The following is a 25,199-nucleotide window of genomic DNA, read 5'->3' as shown; positions in this document are numbered from 1 at the left end:
TCATTTAATTACTATTTAGTAGAATGAAATAACCTTCTATTGTATATATTTATACTGTAATTTATATCAAAAGGTGATAGTATGAGAGAGATTCGAATTAAGTCAGCATCCTTTAAAAAGGTATTTCCTGAATTAGTAGAACAATACAATGGTATTCTAGAAAGGGATAAGATAATTATCAATACTAATGGAGAAGAAATTACTGCTAAAGGGTATCAAATAAATAGTAATTTAGAAGTGACTTCTTTTGAAGGGCGGTTAAATCAACCTTTAAAATTAATAAGAGAAAAGCAAGAGAAAGATACTTTTGTAATCGTATACTTTCTAACTCCTTTTAAATTAACTGATGATATAGAAGACGCATCTTTTAGAATTCGAGAAAAAAAATATTGGTCGAATTTAAAGAGAGATGAAGTTTTTTATTTTGATGCACATGCTAATGTATCTTTCTTAACTATTAAATATGACAGAGCTTTTATAGAGAAATATAACATAAATAATAAACCGTTTATTTCGCAAATGCTATCTGGTAAAGACCCATTTATTATTTATGAGAATATATCTTCATCAACTTTGAAATTAATTCAAGAAATAAAAGAATGTGATTTTGATAACGAAATTGAGTTGTTAAAACTTGATTACCTAACATTTAGACTACTCTATAATTTTGCGAACAAAGTGGCGTATAGGTTTAAAGTACAAGCTTTACCTAGATCATTACCAGAAATAGATGTTGAAAAGATCTTTATGGTTAAAGAATATATTGAGAAGAATTTTGAAGAAAAGATAACTGCAGAAGATTTAGCAGAAGTGGCTCAATTTAGTTATAGTAAACTGCGTAAGCTTTTTAAAGAAATTATTGGTGAATCTATTTTACAATATACCAATGATTATAAATTACAAAGAGCACATCAATGGTTAGAGGCGGGTTCGCACAATGTTTCTGATTGTACGTATAGTTTAGGTTTTACAAGTGTAACTCATTTTGGTAAGTTATTTAAAGAGAAGTACGGCTGTTTACCAAGTACATTGTCTAAGTTTTAACCCCACTTCTCTTCAATTTATTTTATAGGTTCACCGTTTAAATCAGTAGTAAGTATACTACTCATGTAATCGAAGAATGGGCGCAGTGCTTCAAAAGTTTTTACAACATCTTCAATAAAATGTGGAGATAATACCTCTTCATCTGTAAATTTTCGCATAGCAATAAATTGTTTCTTGCGTATTAGATCAATTGCAGGATCATTTTTATCAAAGCCTCTAGGCGCAGACTTTACTTCATCACCAACTAATTCTCCAAAAGTATCTTTAAATTCTTTAGAATCAATTATTGTTCTCATTTCAGAATCACCATATTCAAATTCCTGACGAATACGTTTTAAATCTTCAGAATTTGGTGCATAAAAACCACCTCCTACAACTGTGTTATTGTGCTCTATGTGTAAATAATACCCTCCTCTTAATTGCTTTGTAGCTCTAGAAAAATATCCTGAAAAATGTTTCTTATAAGGTAGTTTATCTTTAGAGAAACGAACATCTCTGTAGATTCTATAAATTTTATGTCCCTCTATATTGTCTGTAGCAGATAATTTTGTCTGTACGTCTTGAAATAGATCTTTAATTTCAGCTTGATGCTTTTGAAAAGTGGGCTTATTTTCTGTAAACCATTCTCTGTTGTTATTTTTTTCGAGTTGATTCAGGAAATTGAAGAGTTCTTTTGTAACCATGTTTTTAAATTTAAATACTTATAAATATAGTAATTGATTTAGTAATCAAAGAACACTATATATGTTTTTTAAAATTGGACTATAAAGAATTTTTTTGACCTAATAAGAAAATGTCTGATCATTTTAGTAGCGTTAGTAAAAGTGAGTTTAATTAAAAATTACCTATCAACGTTATGAAAAAAATATTTATTCTTATCTCACTTTTATTCTCCGGATCACTTTATGCACAAAAAGGTGTTCCTGTTGGTATAGATTCAGATTCGTTATTTAATCAAATGGATTATGAGAGATTAGTTGCCGCTTATGGAGATTTGCACCCTGATGCTGCTTTTATGGCATTGTGGAACTCTTATTTTAAAGAAGGATCAACAAAACAAAATGTTGGAATTATGGAAACATCCGTAGATTCTAGACATAATGTTTTAACTGCCAATTCTGAAACCCTTTATGCGGTGCATCCTGTAAATCTAAATAAACAACAAGGTTGAGCAGTAGTTTTAGAAGTTCCTGCAAAAACTAATTCAAATGGAATTAAAAAGAATAAAGATGGTTCTATAACATTACATTTTTCGCCTAAAAAACCAAAAGGTGTAGCGAAAGAAAATTGGATTCAGACAAATGAGAATGAAGGTTTTTTCATTTGGTTTAGAACATATTCTCCTACAGAAGCATGGTATGATAAATCGTGGCAGATGGAAGATGTGAAGATTTTATCTAAATAATAGAAGTATAAATTAAGGCGATGTTGATATTCAACATCGCCTTAATTCTATTAAATATTTTGATTTACCTCAATAAGTAAGAACCTTAATCCCCATCCAGGAATGTTTTGACCTTGATCAAATAAACCAATATTGTCACCATTTATGTTAGACAATGCAACTGATTTTACTTTATCACTTGCTGTCCATTCCAAAAGATTATCGCCTTTAGAAGCATTCAATACCGTTACTAATACTTTATTTTCTCCCATAGGTCTAGATGCTGTAATTATCATTTGTGGAGAAGTAGGTTGTAGTAAACTGACATAGCTGTTGTTTTCATTTTCTGAAATAAGAATTGGTTGAGAAATTCCCATACTAAACTTCTTTGCTTCACTTGGAATATATGCCCCATGTGGATTTAAAGAGAAACGGAATGTATGCCAGCCTTCTTGACTTGCTTTATAGTTTGTTTCCCAATAGTTATTCATCAAATACGCATAAATAGTTTGTGTTGGTTTAACCTCTTGTACCCATCCATAAGAAAGTGCATCCGTTGTAATTTCACCCAATTCAATCATAGGAGCATCAGGAGTTACCCAAGTAATACCGTAATCTAAATTAGATACATCTACATAACGTTGTACAGTAAAATAGTTTTTACAAGATCCTTGTAATTGCTCTTTCTCTGGTATGTACTCACCAAAAGGAGTATCAATTCTAACCGTACCATTATTTACATTAAACGGAAAGGCAATGTGTACACCTTCTGCTGTATAAATATTTGTTTTATTGATGTGGTTTTCTAAATCAATCTGATCAGAATACGCATTAATAGTAAAGGTTCTTTTCCATTCTTCTGTACCAGGAACAGAAGATGTGACTTCGATTGTACTTAATAAATCACCTTTTTCTAACCATTTGATTTCAATGTCATTAGAAGTAGTTAATGGAGACTTTGGTGTTCTGCCTTCTACGTAGTAATAATCATTTAAACCTTTGAGTGTTTTGGTATCAGCTAAATTATTACGTCTTATTTTATCATATAATTTAGTAATTACACCTGTTTCAGCATCAATTTCTAAAGCAATAAATTGGTTTTCTATCGCGTTAGCGTTGTTCTTTAATTTTTTAGGAGATACTCCTGTTCCTACATTTACAAAGACTTCTTTCTTTCCGTAGGCAGGAAGGTCAGTTACCCAAATAGCTAATTCGCCACTATTTAGTCGTTGTGATGGAAGAACGTTACCGTCTATATCAGTTACTTTATCCCCAGCAGTAGATTGAGCACTTGATAACTTAACAATCCCAGATCTCTCCCAGTTTAATGTATTGGTAAGTACAATACCTTTTGATTTTTCACCAAGTGATAATGCTTCATTTAACAGGACATCAGCAATAGAATCAGCCTTTAAAGCAAAAGATTGTTTTACAGCCCATTGTGAATGTACAAAATCTGCTTCAGGTTCACTGATAGAATTATAAGCACCCCATGTATGTTCATTGTAAAGTAAAACATACCTCCATGCTTGTTCAAATGTTTCATTAGGTATATCTGCACCATTTAAAGACATAACAGTCATGGCTTGAGATAATTTCTCTGCAGCATTTCTAACAAGTGTAGTTTCTTTAGAAGTAGAACCTGCTCCATCTTCCCAATAAGGAGTGAAATCTCCGCTTACTACAGGAATTTCATCTTTGTATTTTTCTTCAAAAGCTTTAAAAGAAGCTGTAGTTGTAGATAATTCTACTCTTGGTGTTTCGTATGTTTCGTTCCATAGTTTAACAGATGCTGAAATTCCTGTGTCTACAGGGCCATTATCTGAACCAACGGTATAACGTAGTGTTGTAATGTCGTAAGGATAGGCTCTATCATTCAATTCATTTAAATAATCAAAAATAGATTTTGGAGTAAGCAATACTTTAAGGTCTTTAAAACCTAAGCCTGTATGGAAATGACTGTATCCTTTTTCATGTACCCATACTAAAACTTTTTCCTCTCCAGAAGGAGAAGACCAATAGAAAGGACGATCTCCCCATGTAGAAATTGTACCACCAATTCTATGGAATACATTTGTACCTGCAGATAAATATTTAATACCAGAATGAGCTAAAACAGGCACTAAACCCCATGTATAACCCGGAACATCTGTAATCATTGCAGATTCTAAAGGTACATTTACTTCTTTAGCAATTTGTAAGGCATCGAAAGTAGATTCTACTAATTCTTGAGGATTTGATAGGCCTGTAAGCATATTGCCGTAAAGTCCGTCAAGTTCAATAGCACCACTTTTAACTGCAGCTAAAAAGTCTGCTCTTTTTTCTGGAGTAGCATTTTTAAGGTAGCTTTCTACAGCCCACATAACTTCTACACTCCATTTAAATTTTGCACCTTCAGGATAATCAGCAGTTTTTTTACTCATCATAACTGCATCATCCAAGTTTTTCCATTGTACTTTTTCAACTTCATCTTGGGTATGAGTATAACCAATATCTACGTGTGAATGATGAAGTAAATGGACTGTATAAGGCTTAACTGGAGTAACGTTTAACATTTTATTGTCTAACACTTTTTTACCAATAGTTACTTTCACAGGAACTTGTGTATCTTCTGTTACCTTAGGAACATTAATTCTAAAAACGTTAGCACCTACATTTAAAGTTACTTTTTCTTTTGTTTTCCCAGCAGTAATTACTGCTTTTACGGGGTCTCCATAATGAAGAATTGTAGCTCTTAATTGCTGCATTGGCCCTTTAGGCGTTTTAATTACAGCAGGTTCTTGTTTCCAACTAATGTTGCCATCTAAACCATATTTAAAAAGCATCATCCAGCTTGCTTTACCAATAGATGGTGCCACTATTTTCATAGAAATAGGTTCTCCTTTAGGAAGGTCACTTGCTTTAATTTTTAAGAAGCCATAGCCAAATAAATCGCTATAAGCATCAATCATTGTTCCTTTAAAAGTAAAAGTTGAAGCATTAGGACCTTCATCTGTTACATCTTGTAAAATACTTTCTTCTGGAGCAGTAAAAGTGAAATATTTTTTATCGTTGATATAAATTTCATAGCTGTATTGTGCTCTGTCAATATCAACACCCATGATCATACCATATTCAACAAATTCACCTTTAAAATCTTTGGGTATAGCTTCTGCCTCCCATTCCATTATATGCTTTCCTTCTTGACAACGTACTAACATTGCTTGGTTTGCATCTTCTTGAGGTGATTTGTACGGCATAATGTCACCGCTAACATAATTGGTATAGCCTTGTAAGAAAATCTTTTGCTGCGCAGAAGAAATTGTAGTAGTGATTAGTAATATTAGAAGAACCGAAAATAGATTCTTAATATGCTGAATGTTCATGTAGTAATTAAATTTAATGATAATTGGTATTTGATGTAAATATCTATAAATGTGTGTAATAAATACATTTATTATATGTTAAACAGGAATTATTAACAGGAACAACTTTCAATCGATTGCGATGAATAATTATGTATTACGAATTAGAATAAATTAAACTATATTGAGTTGTAAATAAGATGGTTATGGATTTTTGAGTAAGTATAATAATGTATAGAAGTAAATATGTGTTGAGATTATTATTCTTAAAAAAGCGAGTAAATATTTCTGATCAAATCGAACAATTGTTAACTTGTTAGAACATTTAAATCAAAGCGAACGTGAAATCAATGAACTATCTCACGCGTTGGATTGAAAAATTAAATTTATGAAAATCACAAAGTTTGTATTAAGCATTTTATCACTGTTTCTATTTCTTGGTTGTACCGATGAAAGTGGAGAGAAATACGTCTCTAAGGAAGAAGTGAAAGATCAGATATTACTTGATATTGCAGTTCCTATAACTCCAGAAGAGAATAGAATTATTACATATTCTAATAAAAGGAGTGCCTACTTTCAAACACAGTCTCATGTTTTAAACAACGAACTCTATAATTGGTTTGATGGGTGGAATATTGGTCAAAAAAGAATATTCGCTGATTATGCTATAACTATTGACGGTAAACCTTTTGATAGAAAAAATGCAGAAGTAGTTGCTTACCCTCATTTCTTACAAAGAAAAACAGATGTTGCAACAGAACGTGTAGTATTGTTTGATGATCAGGATGTTATTTATGTTTCTCTAGATCACGTTTTGGGTAATGAAACAAAACTTGAACTTAAAGGAGAGCAAATAAAATTAAAAAATATTGATGCAAATGCAGCGTATTATGTTTCTTCAGAAAGCCCAGATCATATTCTTGCAGTAGCACCATCTCATACAGAAAAAATTGCTAAAGATGGAACGACAAAAGTAACGACAAACACAAGAGGTGGTTTTTATATTACCTATGCAAAAACAGCTGATGAAGCACTAGCTTTAGTAAAAGAGGCACGTATTAACCATGGAAAATGGCTAAAAGAACGTAGTGATCGTATGACGCAGTTAATTACTGAAAATACTGCAATTAAAACAGAAGACCCTCATTTTGATAAAGCACTAATGTGGTTAGAATTAACCATGGATGAAATGGTGACACACCAAAGAGGGTACGGTATTTATGCTGGTATTCCTTGGTTTAATGAGTATTGGGGTAGAGATACATTTATTTCTTTACCAGGTGGAACTTTAGTTTTAGGAGAAACGGAGGTTGCGAAGAAAATACTATTGTCATTTTCTAAAGTACAAGACAAAAAATCTGGTTCTAAATATTATGGTCGTATACCAAATATTGTAAAAATGGAATCATTAAACTACCATACTACAGATGGAACACCTCGTTTTATCTATGAGCTTTTAGATTATATTCAATATTCAGGTGATAAGTCGCTCATTAAAGAGGTGTACCCAACAGTAAAACGTAGTATTGATGGTGCATTAAAAAATTGGGTGAATAAGAAGGGTTATTTAACTCATGAGGATGCCGACACATGGATGGATGCTCGTAGAGAAGGTGATCATGTTCCATATTCTCCAAGAGGTAGTTACGCAAATGATATTCAGGCATTATGGTATAAACAACTAAATGCAGCAATTTATTTTGCAAAAGAAACAAATCATATTACGGATATGAAGCGTTGGCAAAAAGTAGCAAACAAAGTACAAGAGAATTTTAATAAAGACTTTTTTGATACTGAACATGCTTACATGGCAGATAGAATTGATCATGATGATCAACCAGACTTTCAATTTCGTCCGAATCAATTGTTTGCAATGGATTTTATGACGGATGATGTTCAGAAAATGAAGTTAACAAGAGAAATTTGGGAGCATTTAGTGTATCCTTGGGGTGTTGCTTCTTTAAGTCAAGAAGATCCTAATTTCCACCCTTACCATTTAGCTTGGGAACATTATCATAAAGATGCGGCATACCATAATGGTACTATTTGGCAATGGAACAATGGCTATGCTATGCAACGTATGATTGAAAGTGGACAAAGAGATATCGCATTCCAATTGTTCGAAAATATGAATACCCAATCTTTAGATATGGGTGCAGTAGGTAGTATGAACGAAAATGCAGATGCCTTTCCTCATCCAGGAGAAGATTACCCCAAATTAACGGGTACATATATGCAAGCTTGGTCAAACGGAGAACAGTTAAGAGTTTGGTATCAATATTTCTTAGGTATTCGTCCTAATGCAATAGAAAATAAAGTTGTTCTTGCACCAAGAATTCCATCAAAACTAAATAATATTTCTTACCAAGAGAAGATAATGAATGCACATATTAAGGGTACTTATTCTGTAAAAGATGGAGTAGAAAAGTATACCTATATTATGGAAGGTAAAGATGTTGATTTAGAATTTCATCATGAATTATTTGCTGCAGTTACAATGCCTGTTAAATCAGGTGAGCGTTTAGAAATTACAAGAAATCAGAAAGAATTAACACTTACTGTATTCAGTATTGAAGGGAAACAAAGAGAGCTTAAAAAGGAGCATCTTGATCCTAAAATGGCTAAACGTATGGCTGCTTCAGCTGAGATATTTGAAGGTACTCAATTCTGTAAACCAAGCATGGATAAAGAGTACGAATGTATGAAACAGACATTCCAGAAGAAATAAGTTTTTTGCTTAAAACTTTAGGGTAGTTCTTAATTGAGCTACCCTTTTTTTATATAATTTTTTTTGATGCCGTACCCTACTAAATCAAGCTGTTTAGATTGTAAAGGCTGTTTCTGTTCCCCTTGTTAAGCATAGGGATACAAAGTGTTGACTACCTAAATGTACCCCATCATTTTTTTATTTATTCAGTTTCAACCCTTAATATTCGATAGATTAAGAATCTAATCATACTTACTACTAACAACATTTGATTAGTAAAGTAGACATCATATCTCTATGAAAAACTACTTCAACTTACAGTAAATAACTATTTAAATATCTTCAGTAATGAATTTCAGAACATCTTCTTTAACATTTCTATTACTAGTAATAGTGACGTTATTGCTATCTAAACAATCGAATGCTCAAGTACCTCTTACAGAAGAGGAGTACAATACCTTATTTCCATATAGGTATGGTACCGAGCAAGGACCAAACGGGGGATATGTTTTTAACCCTGAGAAAGACTTCTATAAATATTCTAGTTTAATAGAAGCGGTAAATCGAATGAAAAATATTAAGGTTTACATGGAAAGACGTGAAGGAACAAACCTTTATAAAGTAACAAGAGAAGACAAAACAACAGGAGTAAAAAAGTTAATTCGAACGGATGCAGGTTTTGATGACTCTTGGAATATGCAAAAAGCAATTATTAGTAAAGAGGTAGATTATGCAAATTTTTTATCTGAAGGAACGAATGAAGTTAGAAAAAGAGAATTATCAGCTTTTCTAGCAAATTTATCTCAAGAAACTACAGGGGGATGGGCAACTGCACCAGGTGGTAAATATGCTTGGGGTTTATACTTTAGAGAAGAAGTTAGCTATGTAGGTACTGATTTAATTGGGTATGTTGAGCAAAATCATCCAGATTATCCTGCTGTTCCTGGTAAATCATATCACGGTAGAGGTCCAATTCAGTTAAGTTGGAATTATAATTATGGACAAGTAAGCCAGTTTCTTTTTGGGGATAAAAACATATTATTGGCTAATCCAGAAAAAGTAATTGAAGATGGAGCTTTGGCATTTCAAACTGCAATTTGGTTTTGGATGACTCCGCAATTCCCAAAACCTTCTGCACATGATGTAATGGTTGGGAATTGGATTCCATCTTCTTTTGATACACAAAATGGAAGGTCTCCTGGATTTGGTGTGACCGTAAATATTATTAATGGTGGACTAGAATGTGGTAGTGGAACAGAAAAAACAAAAGTATTAAGCAGAATAGGACATTATGAAAGACATTCTGAAATTTTAGGTGTTTCAACAGATTTAGATGGAAACAATTCTTGTAATGCTTGTGGATGTGCAAATCAAAAATCATTTGGAGGTATTGAGCCAGAACCTGTTCCTCAAGAGCCAAGAATTTCCTTACAATCACCTCTTTCTACACAGATTAGACAAAGTGAATTTGAAGAAATTTTAATTAAAGCGACCGCAATAGATAAAGATGATAATTCTATTGATAATCTTTTAATTTCTGTTGATGGTGTGGAGTTATCTTCTCAAGGTAACGAGGTATCGTTTTTACCATCAGCATATAAAAGTTATAGTATTTCAATTTCAGCAACTGATATTAATGGGAAAGTAACCACTATTGTAACAACAATTGAAATTCTAGATCCTAGAGTAAATTGTGGTGATTTATGGGAGGTTAAAGTTTATACTGCAGGAGTTGATGTTGTTTATGAAGGAGTAATTTATACTGCAGGTTGGGAAACTAAAGAAACTGATATTCCTGGAAGTGCAGATGTTTGGAAATTGAAGGAAGTTTGTGCAGGAACTACTTTTGATTGTAATGGAGTAGAAGAATGGAATGCATTGACAACGTACCAAACCAATGGTATGAAAATAGTATACAATGGGTTACTGTATAAATTTAATAAATGGTGGTCTGTTGGTAATCAACCAGATGAAGATGAAACAACTTGGACTCTATTAGGAGCTTGTTCTTCTTCTGAAATTGATAACCCACCTGTTCTATCTTTTCGTTTACCGTCTCAATCAAATTTTAATGATTTAGAGCCGATTGATTTCGAAATTGATGCAACAGATGATAAAGGCGAGGTGAATTTAGTTGTTTCAATTAATAATCAAGAAGTAAGTACAACTACCTCTTTTTCTTATACTCCAACTAGTTTTGGTAGTTATTCAGTGGTAGCCACTGCTACTGATAATACTGGTAAAACCTCAACAAAAGAATTTATATTTACAGTAAGCGAAGTTCAACAAGTAGCTCCAACAATAACTTTTACATCACCTGTAAATAATCAAATTATAGAACAAGAAACACTATCAGCTATTGCCGTAAGCATTGCTACTGATGACCAAGATGGAACAATAGTGAGTGTAAGTACTACAATAAATGACGTAGTGTATTCTGGGAATAGTTTTTCGTTTGTACCTACAAATTTTGGAGAGATAACGTTGATTGCATTAGTTACAGATAACGATGGCTTAACTTCTGAAAAGAGTATTACGATAACGCTAAATGAAAAAGTTATAGGAGGGAATACTTGTGAAAACCTACCTGCATATTCTGGTTACCCATCAATTTATATGAATGGTGATATTGTAAGTTTTGAAGGACAAAAATATGAATGTTTAGTTGATAATTTATATAACGTGATTCCTGGAACTGCAGCTCATTGGTGGAAACCTTTAGGTAACTGTTCTAGTAATGCAAGAACTTTAAGTTTGGGTAATGAGGTAGTTGATTTTAATGTTTATCCCGTTCCTTTTTTATCAAAAGTTACGCTTGAAATACCAGTAATTGAAGAGCATGTTTTAGTTACGCTACTTAATACATCTGGAACAATCTTGTATCAAGAGATTCATCCAAATGGAAAATCATTTATAGACACAAATCACTTATTAAAAGGAATTTATATTCTCACAATAGAAGGTGATACAATAGATATTCAAAAAACGATTATTAAAAATTAGGCACAAAAAAGGGTAGCATTATTTGTGCTACCCTTCTTAATTAACTGAGGTGTTACCTTTATTTGCTTTGGTTATACACTCTCATTTGATATTTTGCTACCCACATTTTTTTCTTTTGCTTACTGTCGATATAGTCGTAGCCTAAAGATTTTTGTTTGTAAGTGAAATTATCTTTTACATAATTAATTTTATTACTACCAGCAGTAACTTCTTTATAACCTTGTGCTTGAACAAGCTCTTGCATATAAGCAACAGAAGCATCACGTACAGCCTCTTTGCTGCTTCCAACAAACATTACATCAAAACCTACGAGTTGTTTCATAGCATTGAAATTACATTTGTAAGAAACATAATAACTAGACATGTTCTTTTTATAAGTTTTTAGCCCGTTATAGAAAGTCATGCTTTTCTTATCCGTATCTTCTTCTTTTTTAAATAACTTTTTAAATGGTTTGTATTCCATTTTGTAAGTATATTCTTTGTCGATCAGCATTTTTTGAGCAAATACTGATGATGAAAACATCAAAAAGAACGTGAAAACAGTAATTAATTTCATTAGTTTATTTTAAGTTACATTATTTAAGAGATAACTTTTATCTCGGAATTTATTTCTTTTAGCATACGACAAAGGTCATCACTTTGTTTAGGAGTGATATAAATTTCATCATATTGATTGTAATACAATGTCATACCTTTCTTGAAAGACAACCCTAACTTCAATCCAGACCAAACTCTTGTGTTTAATTTTACTTTTTTAATATCTTTTATAGAAATTTTACCTCTTATAGGTCCAGATCTATATTTAAACACATCTTTATCTGCTGTGATCTCATAATATGTAGAAAATAGTACCCATGTGAATAGTAGTATGATAGGTAGAACTATACCAAAAGATATCACCTGACTTACATTTGTATTGGTGTCATCTGTAAGCATCAAATACATAATAAGAAGTAAGAAACTTATCATTCCAAACCAAAAAAGGGCTGAGTACTTATCAAATTTGCTATAGAACTTCATTTGTAGAGGTTTTAATTTTTCATTATGATTTTTAAGTAATTTAAAGGCAAAGTCTTTAGTTAAAAGTAGTGTTTCTTTTTTAAGATTTACATTTCGTTTTCAATAAATCTATTTTTACATTATTTACTCAAAGTTGAGTTTCACTATTACAAAAGCAAGAGACAAATAATTTAAATTACGATATCTAATTTAAGTAATTGGTTTAATATTAAGAAATGATTTTTCTTTTCTTTGAAACTAAATTAACAATGGATGTAGAGCCATATAATTTTATTACTTTCAAGTAAAATTAAAAAACATGATTGAAGAACAAAAAAGAGAAAGGGTCTATAATGGGTTCTTAAAAATAGATAAAGTAACATTTCAGCATCAAAGATATGATGGAACTACATCTGAAGTTCTGACAAGAGAAGTTGTAGAAAGAAATGATGCAATTACGGCTTTACTTTATCATAAAGAAGAAGATGTTTATTTATTTGTTGAACAAGTAAGAATACCTACATTATTAAATGGTACAGGCTTTTTAGTAGAATGTGTGGCAGGGCTTATAGATAAGGGAGAAACAGGTTTTGATGCTTTAAAAAGAGAAGTAAAAGAAGAGGTAGGGTATGATATAGATAACATTCAACATTTATCTACTTTTTATTCAACTCCAGGTGGATGTTCTGAAAAAGTAGAATTGTACTATGCAGAATTGACCAATAAACTATCTAATGGAGGGGGACTTTTTTCTGAGGGTGAGGATATTAAAATTGTAAAGTATAGTTTTTCTAAACTTAAACAGCTGTACTTTGATAAGAAAATAGATGACGCAAAAACACTCATAGCTGTACAGTGGTTATTGTTGAATAATAATTAGAATAAATAGACAATATTCCTAAATTCAATGTATTAGAAATGATTTTGTAGTAAAATTGCACTACTAATTTATCTATTGCATTTATTATTTTGAAGAAGAACCAAAAGGCATTTTATCAAGAAGTTTGGAAGGTTGCAATACCTATTTCACTACAAAGCTTATTACAGTATGCATTAAGTATGGTCGATCAAATAATGGTTGGTCAGTTGGGAGAGTCTGTAATTGCTGGTGTTGGTTTAGGAGGGCGTCTTTCTTTTGTGTTGATAGTAGGAATAATGGGTTTGGCAAATGGAGCAGGTGTTTTTGTTGCTCAGTATTGGGGAAGAAAAGAAAAGGAAAAAGTAAATTACTTAATTGGTGATTTATTGAAAATTGGCTTTTTTGTAACACTAGTCGGTATGCTAGTAAGTTTATTATTCCCGTCTGAAATCCTTTCTTTATTTTCCACAGATCAAGAAGTAGTTGCAATAGGTGGAGTGTATCAACAAATTATTGCTTTTGGTTTTCCCGCCATTTTATTAAGTGCTTCTTATAGTGCTGCATTACGTAGTGTTGGACATGCAAAACTTGTTATGAAATGGAGTTTTGTAAAAGTGATTATCAACACAATAGTAAATTATTGGTTAATTTTTGGTGGTTTTGGTATACCTCCACTAGGAATGGTTGGAGCGGCTTGGGCAACAGTTTTTTCTATGTGGTTTGAAGCTATTGCATTATTTATAATTATACGACTTAAGAATTATCCTGGAAATGTTCGTTTAAAACACCTCTTTCATTTCGACAAAACCACACTTTATCCTTTATTAAGCGTGAGTGCACCTTTAATTTTGGGTGATACATCTTGGGCAATAGGAGAAACCTGTTATTCTATGATTTATGGAAGAATGGGTACTACAGATATTGCATCTATGACGATTACATTGCCATTACAGACATTAGGAGTTGGCTTTTTTATGGGTTTGGCTTCTGCTTCTGCTATTGTAATTGGTTTTGAATTGGGGCAAAATAATATGAGAAGAGCAAAAGTTTATGGCGATAAGTTATTGAGATTTACATTCTTCTCTGCTCTTGCAGTAGCAGTTATTATGGCTGCATTAAGTCCTTTATATATTAATCTATTTCAGATAACTCCAGAAGTAAGACAAATAACACAATGGCTAGTTTGGATATTTACTTTCCTATTGCCTGTAAAGATGTGTAACTTTATTTTAGCTGCAGGGATATTAAGAAGCGGAGGTGATACTAAATATACAACAGTTTTAGGGTTGATAAGTACTTGGGTTATTTCTTTACCAATGGGTGTGTTAGCAGCATTTGTGTTTGATTTGCCTATTTATTGGGTGTATATCGTTGTATCGCTAGAAGAATATTTTAGGCTGGTTTTGTATATACATCGCAAAAAATCTGGAAAGTGGGCTAGAAACTTAACCAGTTAAAAGAGAGCATAAAAAAGCTTCCCGTTTATAGGAAGCTTTGTCTCGTCTTAATCTACTATGCACCTGTAAAATTAAGCGAGGTATTAATTTCTTATTTTAAATATAACAAATTCTGATGAATAATCATAGACTGATAACACAAAAAACGCATTAGTTGTGAATGTTCGTTAAAGTGTGATTTTTTACTGTCTACCTGCTAGATGTTATTGTCTATAAGTAGCAATCAAAAATTACATTTATGAAATTAATTATCTCTCTCATTATCTCATTCAGTCTAATATCAATGAATTACCTAATTGATGCACTTTTAGATACAATTTATGGTAAGGATGTTTATTTTACTTTTCAAGAGGTTTTACTAGCATTGACGGTATTAATTATTGGTTTATTAGTAAAGTTTGTAATACATCCATCTCTTAAATTATTAATTGTAAGAAATTAATAGGGGTTTAATTCTCATTTTACCCATTTCATAATGAATCAACATTAATCATTATGAAAATTACTTTTGTGCTATCAATCTTCCTCTTTCTAGTTTCTTGTCAATCACAAGAATATCAACCAACCCAAGTTAATGATATGTATTTGACAAGGTCATCTTTAGATCAATCTGTTATAAATGAAATACATATAGACAGCAAAAATAATTATGAGAGAAGATTTTCTGATGGTAGTTATGAAAAAGGATATACATCAGAAGCTGCAAAAATTAACAAAAGCGAAAACAATTTAGTTTTTAATGTTCTTTTCAGGAAAAGAACATGTGGAGATACGTGGATTAAAGATGATTTCAGTTATATAGAAGATTTAAATATGTGGAAAAAACAATCTAGTTTTTCATTACCTGCATGTAATCAATAAAAAAAAGGATCTTGATACATTAAATATCAAGATCCTTTTTCAATATGTCAAACGGTAATATTAATTACAATTTGCTTCTTTTTCTTCAATTTTAGTTTCAATTTCATCCATTTTATCTTGGACTTCAATTGTAGCATTTTCAATACTAACTTGATTTTCATCAGCATATTTTTCAATAATACAATCTGAATGATGTTCGTATAATTCTAATACCTTTTCACCAGTTAAAATAATTAGGTGACAATTTGTATCATCATTAATAGCTGCATCAATTTGTACAGATAATTTTTTGAACTGATTTAGAACTTGAGGACAACTTAAATCTTCAATGTCTGGACGTTCAGAAAATAGGCCAAGTTGATCAATTACTGCAGGGTCACAATTACTTTGTTGTAATGTAGCAGCAGCAGCTTTAAGTAGTGCAATTTGCTCATCTACTTCATTTTCAGGGCTATCAGATCCTTCTAATTTAAACACCTCAACAAAACAACCTTTATTGTCTTCAATGTAAGTAGCTGTTTTTAAAATTGCTTCTTGCATTCCTGTACAGTTATCATCATCGTATGCATTATTAAATTCTTTTTCAAAACCTTCTAAAGCATCTAGAGTAGTTTCAGGGTCGCAAGTTAGTGTAGAAGACTCTTCCATTAAATCACTAATAACATCAGGGTCACAATTAGAAGTTTCTAGTGCAGTAAGAATACCGTCAATTTCATTATAAAATTCATTAAACTCATCTTCGCCATCTTCCATCAATGCTCTAGGGTTAGAAGCCTCATCATCTTCCATATTATAAATAGAAATTGCACACTCTTTATTATTATCAAGGAATGATTTTAAATTAGTAAGTGTACCTTTCATTTTATCACAATCTTCTGCAATTAAAGCAGCAGCAAAGGCATCTTCAAACTTCTTCATTTGCATTTCAAATGCTTCAGGAGTACACTCTTCAAGTACTAAATCACCATTAGGAACACCAGTAGCAATACATTCGTCATAATTTGCCAAGCTTTCATTCAATTCTGAAAGTTTACCATCAAGTTCACCGGCAGCATCGTATGTACTATCTACTGCAGTTAATGCAGTTTCTATACAACTTCTGTTATCATTAATAAAAGAAATACTATTCTCAATAGCCTCTTTTGTAACGCTACAATCACTTTGGTTAAGACTTTCTGAGTACGTATTCAGCACTTCGTCATATGCTGTTTGAGTTTCTACTTTAGAGCAGTCAGGGTCTTCTTCAAGTAAAGAACAAGAAATTACAATGAAAGGGATAAAGAGAAGTAAGAGTAATTTTAGATGTTTCATAATATAATTAAAATAGTATAAGTTTTTGTTTTAACAAATTTAACTATATGATCTCGACACAACTTAATTCAATCAATAATTTGCTTGAAGATTGAATGTATTTCATGATAAAGTCCAAAGGGTAAGTAGAGAAAATAGCCTAAAGTTAACATTTGTTAGATAAGTGCAAGATTACCTTATCTTTCACATAAGCACAACAAAATTCGTAATATTTTTGTTAATGAAAAAGGAGATATATTTCTATACCTCCTTAAAAATGATTCAATCATTTAGTTATTCATTGTCAATTGGAAAGGCATCTATAATACCTCCAGTTAATCTGACTATTTCTGTATTGGTAGCAATTAAATTAAAAATTGCAGTTAATCTTGAATTCTGAGCATCCAAATATTGTATTTGTACATCACGTAAGTTAAAGGAGTTAATTTGCCCATTTCTATAACGCTCTGTAGACATTTCTAAGTTAAGAAGTGCAGTAGCTACTTGCTCTTCAGTTAACTCTAAAATTTCTCTTTGAAGTACATACGTATCATATACTTGCATAATTTGATTGTTCAAACTATGCGACATTTGTTGTGTTTCTACTTCTGCAATTTGTTTGTTTATCAATGCAATTTGCTTGGCTCTTCGTCTACTTCCACCCATATAAATTGGTATAGAAAGTGTAGCACCTACGGTAGCACTTATGCCATCAATATTAAAGTTTGGAATACCTTGAGCTCCACCATAGTTTTCTGTGTATTTAATACTTGCGTTACCTTTAACTGAAGGCATAAACGCTGCTTTGGCTAGCTCAATATCTTTTTGCTTAATAATCTGATTGACGTATTGATTTTTAAGTGTTGAGTTATCAGCATTTAGCAATTCAATTAGGTTACTTAAAACATAATCTTTTTCAACAGCTTCAAACTTTTCTGTTAGCTTATACATTGTTTGTTCACTTTCTGGAACACCCATTACAAAATTTAATTCTCTTAATTTTACTTGTAATCGGTTTTTTTGGTCTAATGATGTTCTTCTGTCTTCTAACCAAGCATTTTTAGCTTGTAATACATCATAGGTTACTTTCTGACCTAGTTCTTTCTGTGAATTTGTGTAATCGTAACGTTCTTTCGATAACTCAGCAAGTTGTTCTGCAACTTCTAGTCTTTGTTGTTCAAGTAACGATTCGTAATAAGCAACAATAACATCTTTAATGGTGTTTTCTATTACGATGGTTGCATTTCCTTCAGAATAATGCTCTAATTCTTCTAATTGCTCTTTAGTTATCCAGACTTTAAACCCATCAAAGATGGTGAAGTCTGTTCCTATAGATGGTGATAAAACACCTAAATTAGAGTTCATAGCATGCGACCAGTTATGATTCCAAGCAGCATCTGTAGTTAAAGAAGGATATAAACCTGCATTTTCTAACGTATTATTTGTTTTAGAAATCTCCGTGTTTTTATCGGCTATAATGATATCATAATTATTTAATAGGCCTTGTGATATTGCATCTGATAGGCTTAATATAATTTCTTGCGATACTACCTCCACCTTATCTTGTTTTTCCTCTTGTGCATAGCCGCTTAAGGTTATTCCAATAAGGAAGGTGATGATTAAATTTATTTTTTTCATAATCATATGATGAATTGAAAGCAAAGTACATTGAATAGAAATGCACCTTGCTCAATTTTAATTTGACACTATTTTATAGGTTCAGTAGCTTGTTCTTGATCAGCTAAAGTCATTGCATTGTAGTCTGAAATCTCTACTAATACATTTTCAACTTCTTCACGAGAAGGTTTTTTACCTGTCATTACCCACTTTTTACCTCTTCTTAAATCGTTTATCACCTTAATAAGTACGGGTAAAATTGTAAGAATAAACACTGTACCGATCATGATACCATAGGCTAACGAAATCGCTACAGGTACTAAAAATCTAGATTGTGGACTAGTTTCTAAAATCATAGGATACAAACCAATTGTTGTTGTTAATGTCGTTAATAGAATAGGTCTAAATCTTGATTTACCTGCATTAATAAGTGCATCATCAAACGACATCCCATCTAAAAGGTCTTGGTTGAATTTTGAAAGATAAACAACGGCATCATTAATAATAGTACCTGATAGTGCAACCATACCTAGCATACTAAACATAGAAATTGTTTGTCCTTCAATACCATGTCCCCACATTGCACCAAGAACACCAAGTGGTATCATACACAATACAATACCTGCTTGAGTAAATGATCTAAAATGTAGCATTAGAATCATTACAATAAGTAAAAAGGCAATGGCATATGTATTTACTAATTCTGAAGAATCTTCTTGAGAACTCTTTAATTGTCCTTGATATTCATACCTAACATTTGGGAATTTTGCTGTTAATTCTGGTAGAACTTCTTTCTCCATTTCTTCGATAATAGGTATAACAGCATCATTTGCATTTAGCATGTAAGCATCAACTCTAATTTCCTTTTCACCATTGTAATGGTTTATTGCTACAGGACCACGATCTACGTTGAAGTCTGCCAATTGCGACAATGGATACATACCCTCTGTCGTTCTAATTCGCATATTCTCTAGATCACCAAGAGCAGCTCTATTGTCTTTTTTGTAACGGACATAAATTCTGATTTCATCTTTATTTACTTGTAATCTTTGTGCTTCAGCTCCAAAGAAACCGTTACGAACCTGAGACATTAAGGATACTTCTGTAAAACCAAGTGCATAAGCTTTTGGCTTTAATACCAAACGGATTTCTTGTCCTCCAATCTGATTGTTGTCCATCACATTGTAAAGGGCAGCTTGTTCGTTCAGTTTGTTTTTTAAATAATCAGAAGCAGCTTCAATTTGATCATAATCATAACCTAATAAACTGATTGAAACGGGAGCACCCCACATATTACTTGCTCCAACAGAAAGTTTCCGGGCGGTGGGTTCTTCACCTACAAATTCATTCACTTTTGCTTTAATGGTACTCGCATCAATAGGAGAATTAGTAAGATCTTCCATGATCACGAATATCGAACCTGTATGTGTACCATTTTCAGCCCCATTAAAGGCATTACCTAGGCTTACAAAGGTGTATTCTATGAAGTCAAAATTTGTATCATACTCTCTTTTTAAGGCATCATTAGCTTCCCAAACGGCAGTTTCATATTTAGTAAGGTATGCTTTAGTAGTATCTTGATTGATACCTGGTTTTAAAGCTAAATCAATATTAAAGAAATCGCCAGGAGGGCTAGGGAAGAAAGTTAAATCAATTACTCTACCACCAATAAGACCAACTGTAATGATAATTGCTGCTAATGGAATAGAAATTCCAAACCATTTATGATCTAATAGAAAACGAAGAATTGGAAGATAAACTCTATCTCTAAAAGCAAAAATTAGTTTATCTAACTTTGTTCTTAATTTATTGAATTTACTATTATCGTTTCTAGGAGTTAATACTTTTGGAGAACTTACATGTGAAGGGAGTAAGAACATACCTTCAAATAATGAAAACCCTAAACAGAGAATAACTACTAGTGCCATTTCAGACATCATTTCCAGACCAGATTCTAAGAATAAGAAAGGGAAAAAGGCAATAATTGTTGTACTTACAGAGGTAAGAACGGCAGGGATAACTTCTACTGTACCATCAATAGCGGCGTTTATTGGAGATTTACCCATTTCGTAATGCGTAAATATATTTTCGCCAATTACAATACCATCATCTACTAGAATACCAATAATTAGGATCATACCAAATAACGAAATCATATTTAGTGTAACACCCATTAAACTGGCAATAATAAACATTCCTAAGAATGAACTAGGAATACCCCAAGCAACCCATAATGATAATCTAAAACTTAAGAAAAATGATAATGTGATCACTACTAGAATAATTCCTAATAGACCATTACTTATTAATGTATCTAGACGAGCATTTACAATAGACAAAAAGTTGAAACTACAGATTAGCTCAGCATCGGAATGAGACGTATTAAATTCATCCATATACTCTTCAACATACTCAGTAATTTTTTGTAGATCTTCAGTATGAAGTTTCTGGATTTGGATCGATACGTTTTTCTTTCCTTGCATCCAAACTGCATTGGGTACATCTTCAAACTGATAATGAACATCTGCTAAATCGCCTACTTTAAGAATTCTACCATCTGAAGTTGCTCTTACTACAATATTCTTGATATCATCAGCATTTGCAGATCTATACCTTGCAAGAACAGAAATTTCTTCTCTTCTATTTTTGATCGTACCTCCTGTAATATCAACATTATTATTAGCAATTGCTTGTTTAATATTATCAATGCTAATATTATATCTTCGTAATAAATCTTCATTTACTTCTACAGAAATTTCGGTATTTGGATAACCTGAAATACTTATTTGAGAGATAACTCCAGAAGCCAAGAAATCGTCTTCTATTTTTTGAGCATAATTTTTTAAAGTTCTTAAATCATCTCCTTTTAAGTTTAGGAATAATGCATCAGAAGTTGCTCTTCGTTTAGAAACGGAAGGTTTTTCTGCACCAGCAGGAAAGTTTGAAATACCATCTACAGCATTTTTTACATCAGTTAGTACTTCATCAATATCTGCTTTTGCTTCAGTAGTTACCGTAACTGTTGCAATATTTTCGGCAGAAACTGAGTTGGTTTCTTTAATACCAGGAATACCTCTAATTTCATTTTCAATTAATGTTGTAACTCCTTCGTCCATTTCTTTAGGAGATGCACCTTGGTACGCAACAGTAACTGTAATTGTTCTTGATTCTATCAATGGGAAGGATGCTTTCCTCATGTTAGATATGGCAATTCCACCCAATAAAACGAGTAGAAGTAAAGCCATATGTGCATAGAAAGGCTTCTTCACAAAGGTTGTGATAAGTTTTTTCATGATTGTGATAATAAATTAGGCTAGTTTCTAACTTGTACAGGCATTCCTTCTTTTCCGTTAAATACAGATTCTGTTACAATGATTTCATCTTTAGTAAGACCTTGAATGAAATAACTATCACCATTGATTTTTACAACATCAATTTCTTCTTGATGAAGCTTATTGTCTATAACTGTAAAAATATATTTTGAGTCACTAACTGCTTCTCTAGGAATTTCTACAACATTATGGATTTTATCACCTTTAAATTCAACACTAACAAACTGACCCTCATAAATTTCATCTCCTTTTTTAGGATTAATCTTTACATAAACTTTAATTGTTTGTGAGGTAGGATCAACAATATGTGCTTTTCGGCTAACAAATCCTTTAATGCTTTTAGTTTCTATACCATCAACTTCTACTTCTACTTTGTCGCCAGCTTTAATCCATTTAGCATTCCAAGGTTCAACCTCTATAATTACTTCCAAGGCATCTGTTCTGCTAATAACACCAATCTCTGAACCAGGAGAAGCAATAGAACCTGCTTCTAAACGAACCGATTTAAATGTGCCATTAAAAGGAGCATACACGTTATATTTAGCTAAAAGTATTTCACTCTGTTTAATAGAAAAATATTCAGTAATTAAATTTCTTGAAGCCAAAAAGAAACGTTCTTGATCTGAGTTAATTGGAGGTAATGATGGTAATGGTTCGGCAATTTTAATTTGTTTGAAGAAACCGTACCATTTATCATATTCTGATTTATAATCAATTTTAATGTCTGGAAGAACAGAAGCAATTGTATTCATAAAGCTACTTTTTTGAGACTTTAATGAAGCTTCAATATCATCATCAAAAATGTGTACTAATTTTTGTCCTTTACGAAAAGTATTACCTTCTTTTAAAGCAACATTAGTTCTCATTATTCTTCCAGCAACTTCAGAGGATAATATATATGTTTGAGCGGCATTTACTCTACCAGAATATTCTTGAATATTATCAACATCAATATATTTAACGGCTTCCGCTTTTATAGATACTATTTTTTCTTTTTTGACACCTTTTTTAGGTTCTGGTTTATTTTTAAGCATTGTGTATGTACTTACACTTGCTCCGCCAATAATCAGAATAATTCCGATAATAGTTATGATATGTTTTTTTGCCATTTTTTTGATAAGTGAATTAGTAATTTTTCAGATTACGAAATAACTAATCAATTTTGAGGGCATACAATCTTTTCAACCAACCTTATAAACTATCCAATGAACAACATTATTCTATCAATTTTATGATTCATTGATACTTTTGTTGACTTTATAGGTAATTTCATGGTGTTGATTGATTGTTCTATGAAAATATAAAAACTCTCTCTTTTTTTGAAGAAACGATAATACTACATGAAAGAATATTTGAATTTTAAAATACCCCAATGGTCTTATTTACCCGTTAGTGTGATTGTAATATTTATTACAATTGTAGGGTTGGATGTGTGGATAAACATTGAGGTTCGGTTATTTAGAGCTATAACTTCAATAATTGTTTTTTTACTTGTTGTACTAGTTAATTCGAAGGTTTTGGTTCCTAAAATTCTTATTAAGAAGAAAAAAACGCTTTGGTATGTACTAAGTGCTATTGCACTTTATTTTATAGGTATTAATTTGTTTCTCTTTTTTTCTAAGATGATGTTCCCGTTTATTGATCAAGATGTTTTTTTTACGGTACATCCAGAAGCTAAGGCAAGGTTACAAGGGGTATTAAGGTTTGAATGGATTTATCCTTTTAGCTTTGGTAGTCTGTTTGTCTTAATGTCTATCTTTATTAGTACTGTTCTAACGGTTAGTTCTTATGATGATCAACAGAAAAAGAAACAACAACAATTAAAGGAAGGGAAAATTGAAGCAGAATTGAAGTTTCTTAGAGCTCAGATAAACCCACATTTCTTATTTAATGCATTAAATAACATCTATACGATGTCGTATATGCAAATGCCTCAAGCTCCTGATAATATTGCAAAACTTTCCGAAATGCTGAGGTATTTATTGTACGACTGTAATGAAGATTTTGTAGAACTATCAAAAGATATTAACTACCTGAATAATTATATTGACTTTCAACAATTGAAAACGGAAATTCCTCAAAATATTTCTTTTAAAATTGATGTCAATAATCAATCTACTAAAATATCTCCAATGCTATTAGAACCATTTGTAGAGAATGCATTTAAATACAGTAGGTTAGAAGAAAATGTTGATGGTTTTGTTTCAATAGATTTAGAAGAGAAACAGGGAAAGATAATTTTTAATGTGAAGAATACGGTTACTAGTAGTCCTACAAGGAATAAAGTAGGGGGTATAGGAATAGAAAATGTACGTTTACGTTTAAACTTAATTTACCCTGATAGACATCAACTTATAATTAAAGAAAATACAATTGATAGTAATTTATTTGAGGTAGCTTTAGAAATACAACTTTAATGGAAGACAAGAAGATTAAAACAATTATTGTAGATGATGAACATCTAGCAAGAAGCTTAATTGCAGATTATGTTTCTAAAGTACCTTACCTAGAATTATTAGGGACATTTAAAAATGCTATTGAAGCAATGGCTTTTTTACAATCGCATACTATTGATTTAATGTTTTTAGATATTCAGATGCCTAATTTATCGGGTATTGAATTTGTAGAATCTATGGGAAGTAACAAACCCATGATTGTTTTTACGACTGCCTATTCTGAATATGCTATCAAAGGGTTTGAATTAAATGCTTTTGACTATCTACTTAAACCTGTCACCTTCCCTAGGTTTCTACAAACAATTAATAAAGTAGGTAAACAGTTTGAATTATTGACTACATCAAAAGGTGAAGTTCAACACTCATTACCTGTTCAAAATATCAATACTAAAAATGGTTCTATTACAATAAAAGCCGACTATAAGTTATATAGAATTAAGTTTGAAGATTTATTATATATGGAGGGGCAAAAAGAATATGTAGCTTTTCATACATCTCAAAAAAGTATTTTGACATTAACTTCTCTAAAAAAATTAGAAAATGATTTACCTTCTGAAAAATTCATTAGAATCCATAAATCATACATTGTAAATATCAATGCAATTGAGACTCTAGAAGGAAATATTTTAGGAGTAAATGGAGTTGAATTACCTGTAGGGTTAAGTTATAGAGCTGATTTATTAAAAATATTTGAATAACAAACCTTACACAAAAAGGTCACTTAAATACTATTTTACAAAGCATGGATTGGAATATTATTAGTTTTATTGCTTGATAATGTGTATATTAGGTAAATAAATAAGATTATTCTTTCTAGTTTCTAGATGAATAATCACCCTATAATAA

At 31.6% G+C, this 25,199-nt stretch carries 19 protein-coding genes; 11 read left to right on the top strand and 8 right to left on the bottom strand.

The features are described from left to right. Positions 1-81: 81 nt before the first annotated feature. Positions 82-1,044, top strand: coding sequence for a helix-turn-helix transcriptional regulator (locus KM029_RS05310; RefSeq protein WP_144072275.1), 963 nt, complete (start codon positions 82-84; stop codon positions 1,042-1,044). Between the two features lie 17 nt (positions 1,045-1,061). On the opposite strand, the gene KM029_RS05305 is transcribed toward KM029_RS05310, so the two are convergent. Continuing rightward, complete coding sequence (locus tag KM029_RS05305) at positions 1,062-1,727, bottom strand: DUF2461 domain-containing protein (RefSeq protein ID WP_144072274.1); 666 nt, start codon at positions 1,725-1,727, stop codon at positions 1,062-1,064. 173 nt (positions 1,728-1,900) lie between these two features. Between KM029_RS05305 and KM029_RS05300 the strand changes: the two genes are divergently transcribed. Together KM029_RS05300 and KM029_RS27150 are read left to right on the top strand one after the other, a co-directional pair. Further along, positions 1,901-2,215 carry a hypothetical protein gene (locus KM029_RS05300; protein WP_144072273.1) on the top strand — a complete coding sequence of 105 codons (315 nt, stop codon included), beginning with the start codon at positions 1,901-1,903 and terminating at the stop codon, positions 2,213-2,215. Between the two features lie 42 nt (positions 2,216-2,257). After that, positions 2,258-2,449: a DUF1214 domain-containing protein gene (locus KM029_RS27150; RefSeq protein WP_144075658.1), complete on the top strand. Its 192-nt coding sequence runs from the start codon at positions 2,258-2,260 to the stop codon at positions 2,447-2,449. Positions 2,450-2,499: 50 nt separating this feature from the next. On the opposite strand, the gene KM029_RS05290 is transcribed toward KM029_RS27150, so the two are convergent. Further along, positions 2,500-5,793, bottom strand: a complete 3,294-nt coding sequence (locus KM029_RS05290) for a glycoside hydrolase family 38 N-terminal domain-containing protein (protein ID WP_144072272.1) — start codon at positions 5,791-5,793, stop codon at positions 2,500-2,502. A 367-nt stretch (positions 5,794-6,160) separates the two neighbouring features. Here KM029_RS05290 and KM029_RS05285 point away from each other — a divergent pair, with 367 nt between their 5' ends. Together KM029_RS05285 and KM029_RS05280 are read left to right on the top strand one after the other, a co-directional pair. Then, positions 6,161-8,500: an amylo-alpha-1,6-glucosidase gene (locus KM029_RS05285; RefSeq protein WP_144072271.1), complete on the top strand. Its 2,340-nt coding sequence runs from the start codon at positions 6,161-6,163 to the stop codon at positions 8,498-8,500. A 327-nt stretch (positions 8,501-8,827) separates the two neighbouring features. Beyond that, positions 8,828-11,482: a glycoside hydrolase family 19 protein gene (locus KM029_RS05280; RefSeq protein ID WP_144072270.1), complete on the top strand. Its 2,655-nt coding sequence runs from the start codon at positions 8,828-8,830 to the stop codon at positions 11,480-11,482. Between the two features lie 58 nt (positions 11,483-11,540). Here the strand turns inward: KM029_RS05280 and KM029_RS05275 are convergent, their stop codons facing one another. Both KM029_RS05275 and KM029_RS05270 read right to left on the bottom strand, forming a co-directional pair. Then, positions 11,541-12,038, bottom strand: a complete 498-nt coding sequence (locus KM029_RS05275) for a hypothetical protein (RefSeq protein WP_144072269.1) — start codon at positions 12,036-12,038, stop codon at positions 11,541-11,543. Positions 12,039-12,061: 23 nt separating this feature from the next. Beyond that, on the bottom strand, positions 12,062-12,502 hold the full coding sequence (locus KM029_RS05270) for a PH domain-containing protein (protein ID WP_144072268.1): 441 nt from the start codon (positions 12,500-12,502) through the stop codon (positions 12,062-12,064). Positions 12,503-12,800: 298 nt separating this feature from the next. Here KM029_RS05270 and KM029_RS05265 point away from each other — a divergent pair, with 298 nt between their 5' ends. The 4 genes from KM029_RS05265 (at position 12,801) to KM029_RS05250 (ending at position 15,658) form a co-directional block, all read left to right on the top strand. Beyond that, a complete protein-coding gene (locus tag KM029_RS05265) occupies positions 12,801-13,361 on the top strand; it encodes an NUDIX domain-containing protein (RefSeq protein ID WP_144072267.1) in 561 nt (186 codons plus the stop codon). Positions 13,362-13,450: 89 nt separating this feature from the next. Continuing rightward, on the top strand, positions 13,451-14,797 hold the full coding sequence (locus tag KM029_RS05260) for an MATE family efflux transporter (protein WP_144072266.1): 1,347 nt from the start codon (positions 13,451-13,453) through the stop codon (positions 14,795-14,797). Between the two features lie 283 nt (positions 14,798-15,080). Beyond that, positions 15,081-15,239, top strand: coding sequence for a hypothetical protein (locus KM029_RS05255; protein WP_184679510.1), 159 nt, complete (start codon positions 15,081-15,083; stop codon positions 15,237-15,239). A 53-nt stretch (positions 15,240-15,292) separates the two neighbouring features. Further along, positions 15,293-15,658, top strand: a complete 366-nt coding sequence (locus KM029_RS05250) for a hypothetical protein (protein WP_144072264.1) — start codon at positions 15,293-15,295, stop codon at positions 15,656-15,658. Positions 15,659-15,718: 60 nt separating this feature from the next. On the opposite strand, the gene KM029_RS05245 is transcribed toward KM029_RS05250, so the two are convergent. From KM029_RS05245 to KM029_RS05230, 4 genes are all read right to left on the bottom strand, one after another. Next, positions 15,719-16,969, bottom strand: a complete 1,251-nt coding sequence (locus KM029_RS05245; RefSeq protein ID WP_144072263.1) for a hypothetical protein — start codon at positions 16,967-16,969, stop codon at positions 15,719-15,721. A 273-nt stretch (positions 16,970-17,242) separates the two neighbouring features. Then, complete coding sequence (locus KM029_RS05240; protein WP_158630964.1) at positions 17,243-18,586, bottom strand: TolC family protein; 1,344 nt, start codon at positions 18,584-18,586, stop codon at positions 17,243-17,245. A gap of 68 nt (positions 18,587-18,654) precedes the next feature. Further along, complete coding sequence (locus KM029_RS05235; protein ID WP_144072261.1) at positions 18,655-21,858, bottom strand: efflux RND transporter permease subunit; 3,204 nt, start codon at positions 21,856-21,858, stop codon at positions 18,655-18,657. Between the two features lie 20 nt (positions 21,859-21,878). After that, positions 21,879-23,006, bottom strand: a complete 1,128-nt coding sequence (locus KM029_RS05230) for an efflux RND transporter periplasmic adaptor subunit (protein ID WP_144072260.1) — start codon at positions 23,004-23,006, stop codon at positions 21,879-21,881. Positions 23,007-23,237: 231 nt separating this feature from the next. Between KM029_RS05230 and KM029_RS05225 the strand changes: the two genes are divergently transcribed. Both KM029_RS05225 and KM029_RS05220 read left to right on the top strand, forming a co-directional pair. Beyond that, on the top strand, positions 23,238-24,314 hold the full coding sequence (locus KM029_RS05225; protein ID WP_144072259.1) for a sensor histidine kinase: 1,077 nt from the start codon (positions 23,238-23,240) through the stop codon (positions 24,312-24,314). Then, positions 24,314-25,051 (top strand): LytR/AlgR family response regulator transcription factor, encoded by a 738-nt coding sequence (locus KM029_RS05220; RefSeq protein WP_144072258.1) that lies wholly within the window; start codon positions 24,314-24,316, stop codon positions 25,049-25,051. Before KM029_RS05225 ends, KM029_RS05220 begins: the two co-directional genes overlap by 1 nt. The last annotated feature ends 148 nt before the right edge of the window (positions 25,052-25,199 follow it).

Origin of the sequence: Flammeovirga kamogawensis, from assembly GCF_018736065.1 — a bacterium.
Classification (GTDB): Bacteria; Bacteroidota; Bacteroidia; order Cytophagales; family Flammeovirgaceae; genus Flammeovirga; species Flammeovirga kamogawensis.
Note: the sequence above shows the minus strand (reverse complement) of the source record. Positions and strands in the feature narration are given on the sequence as shown.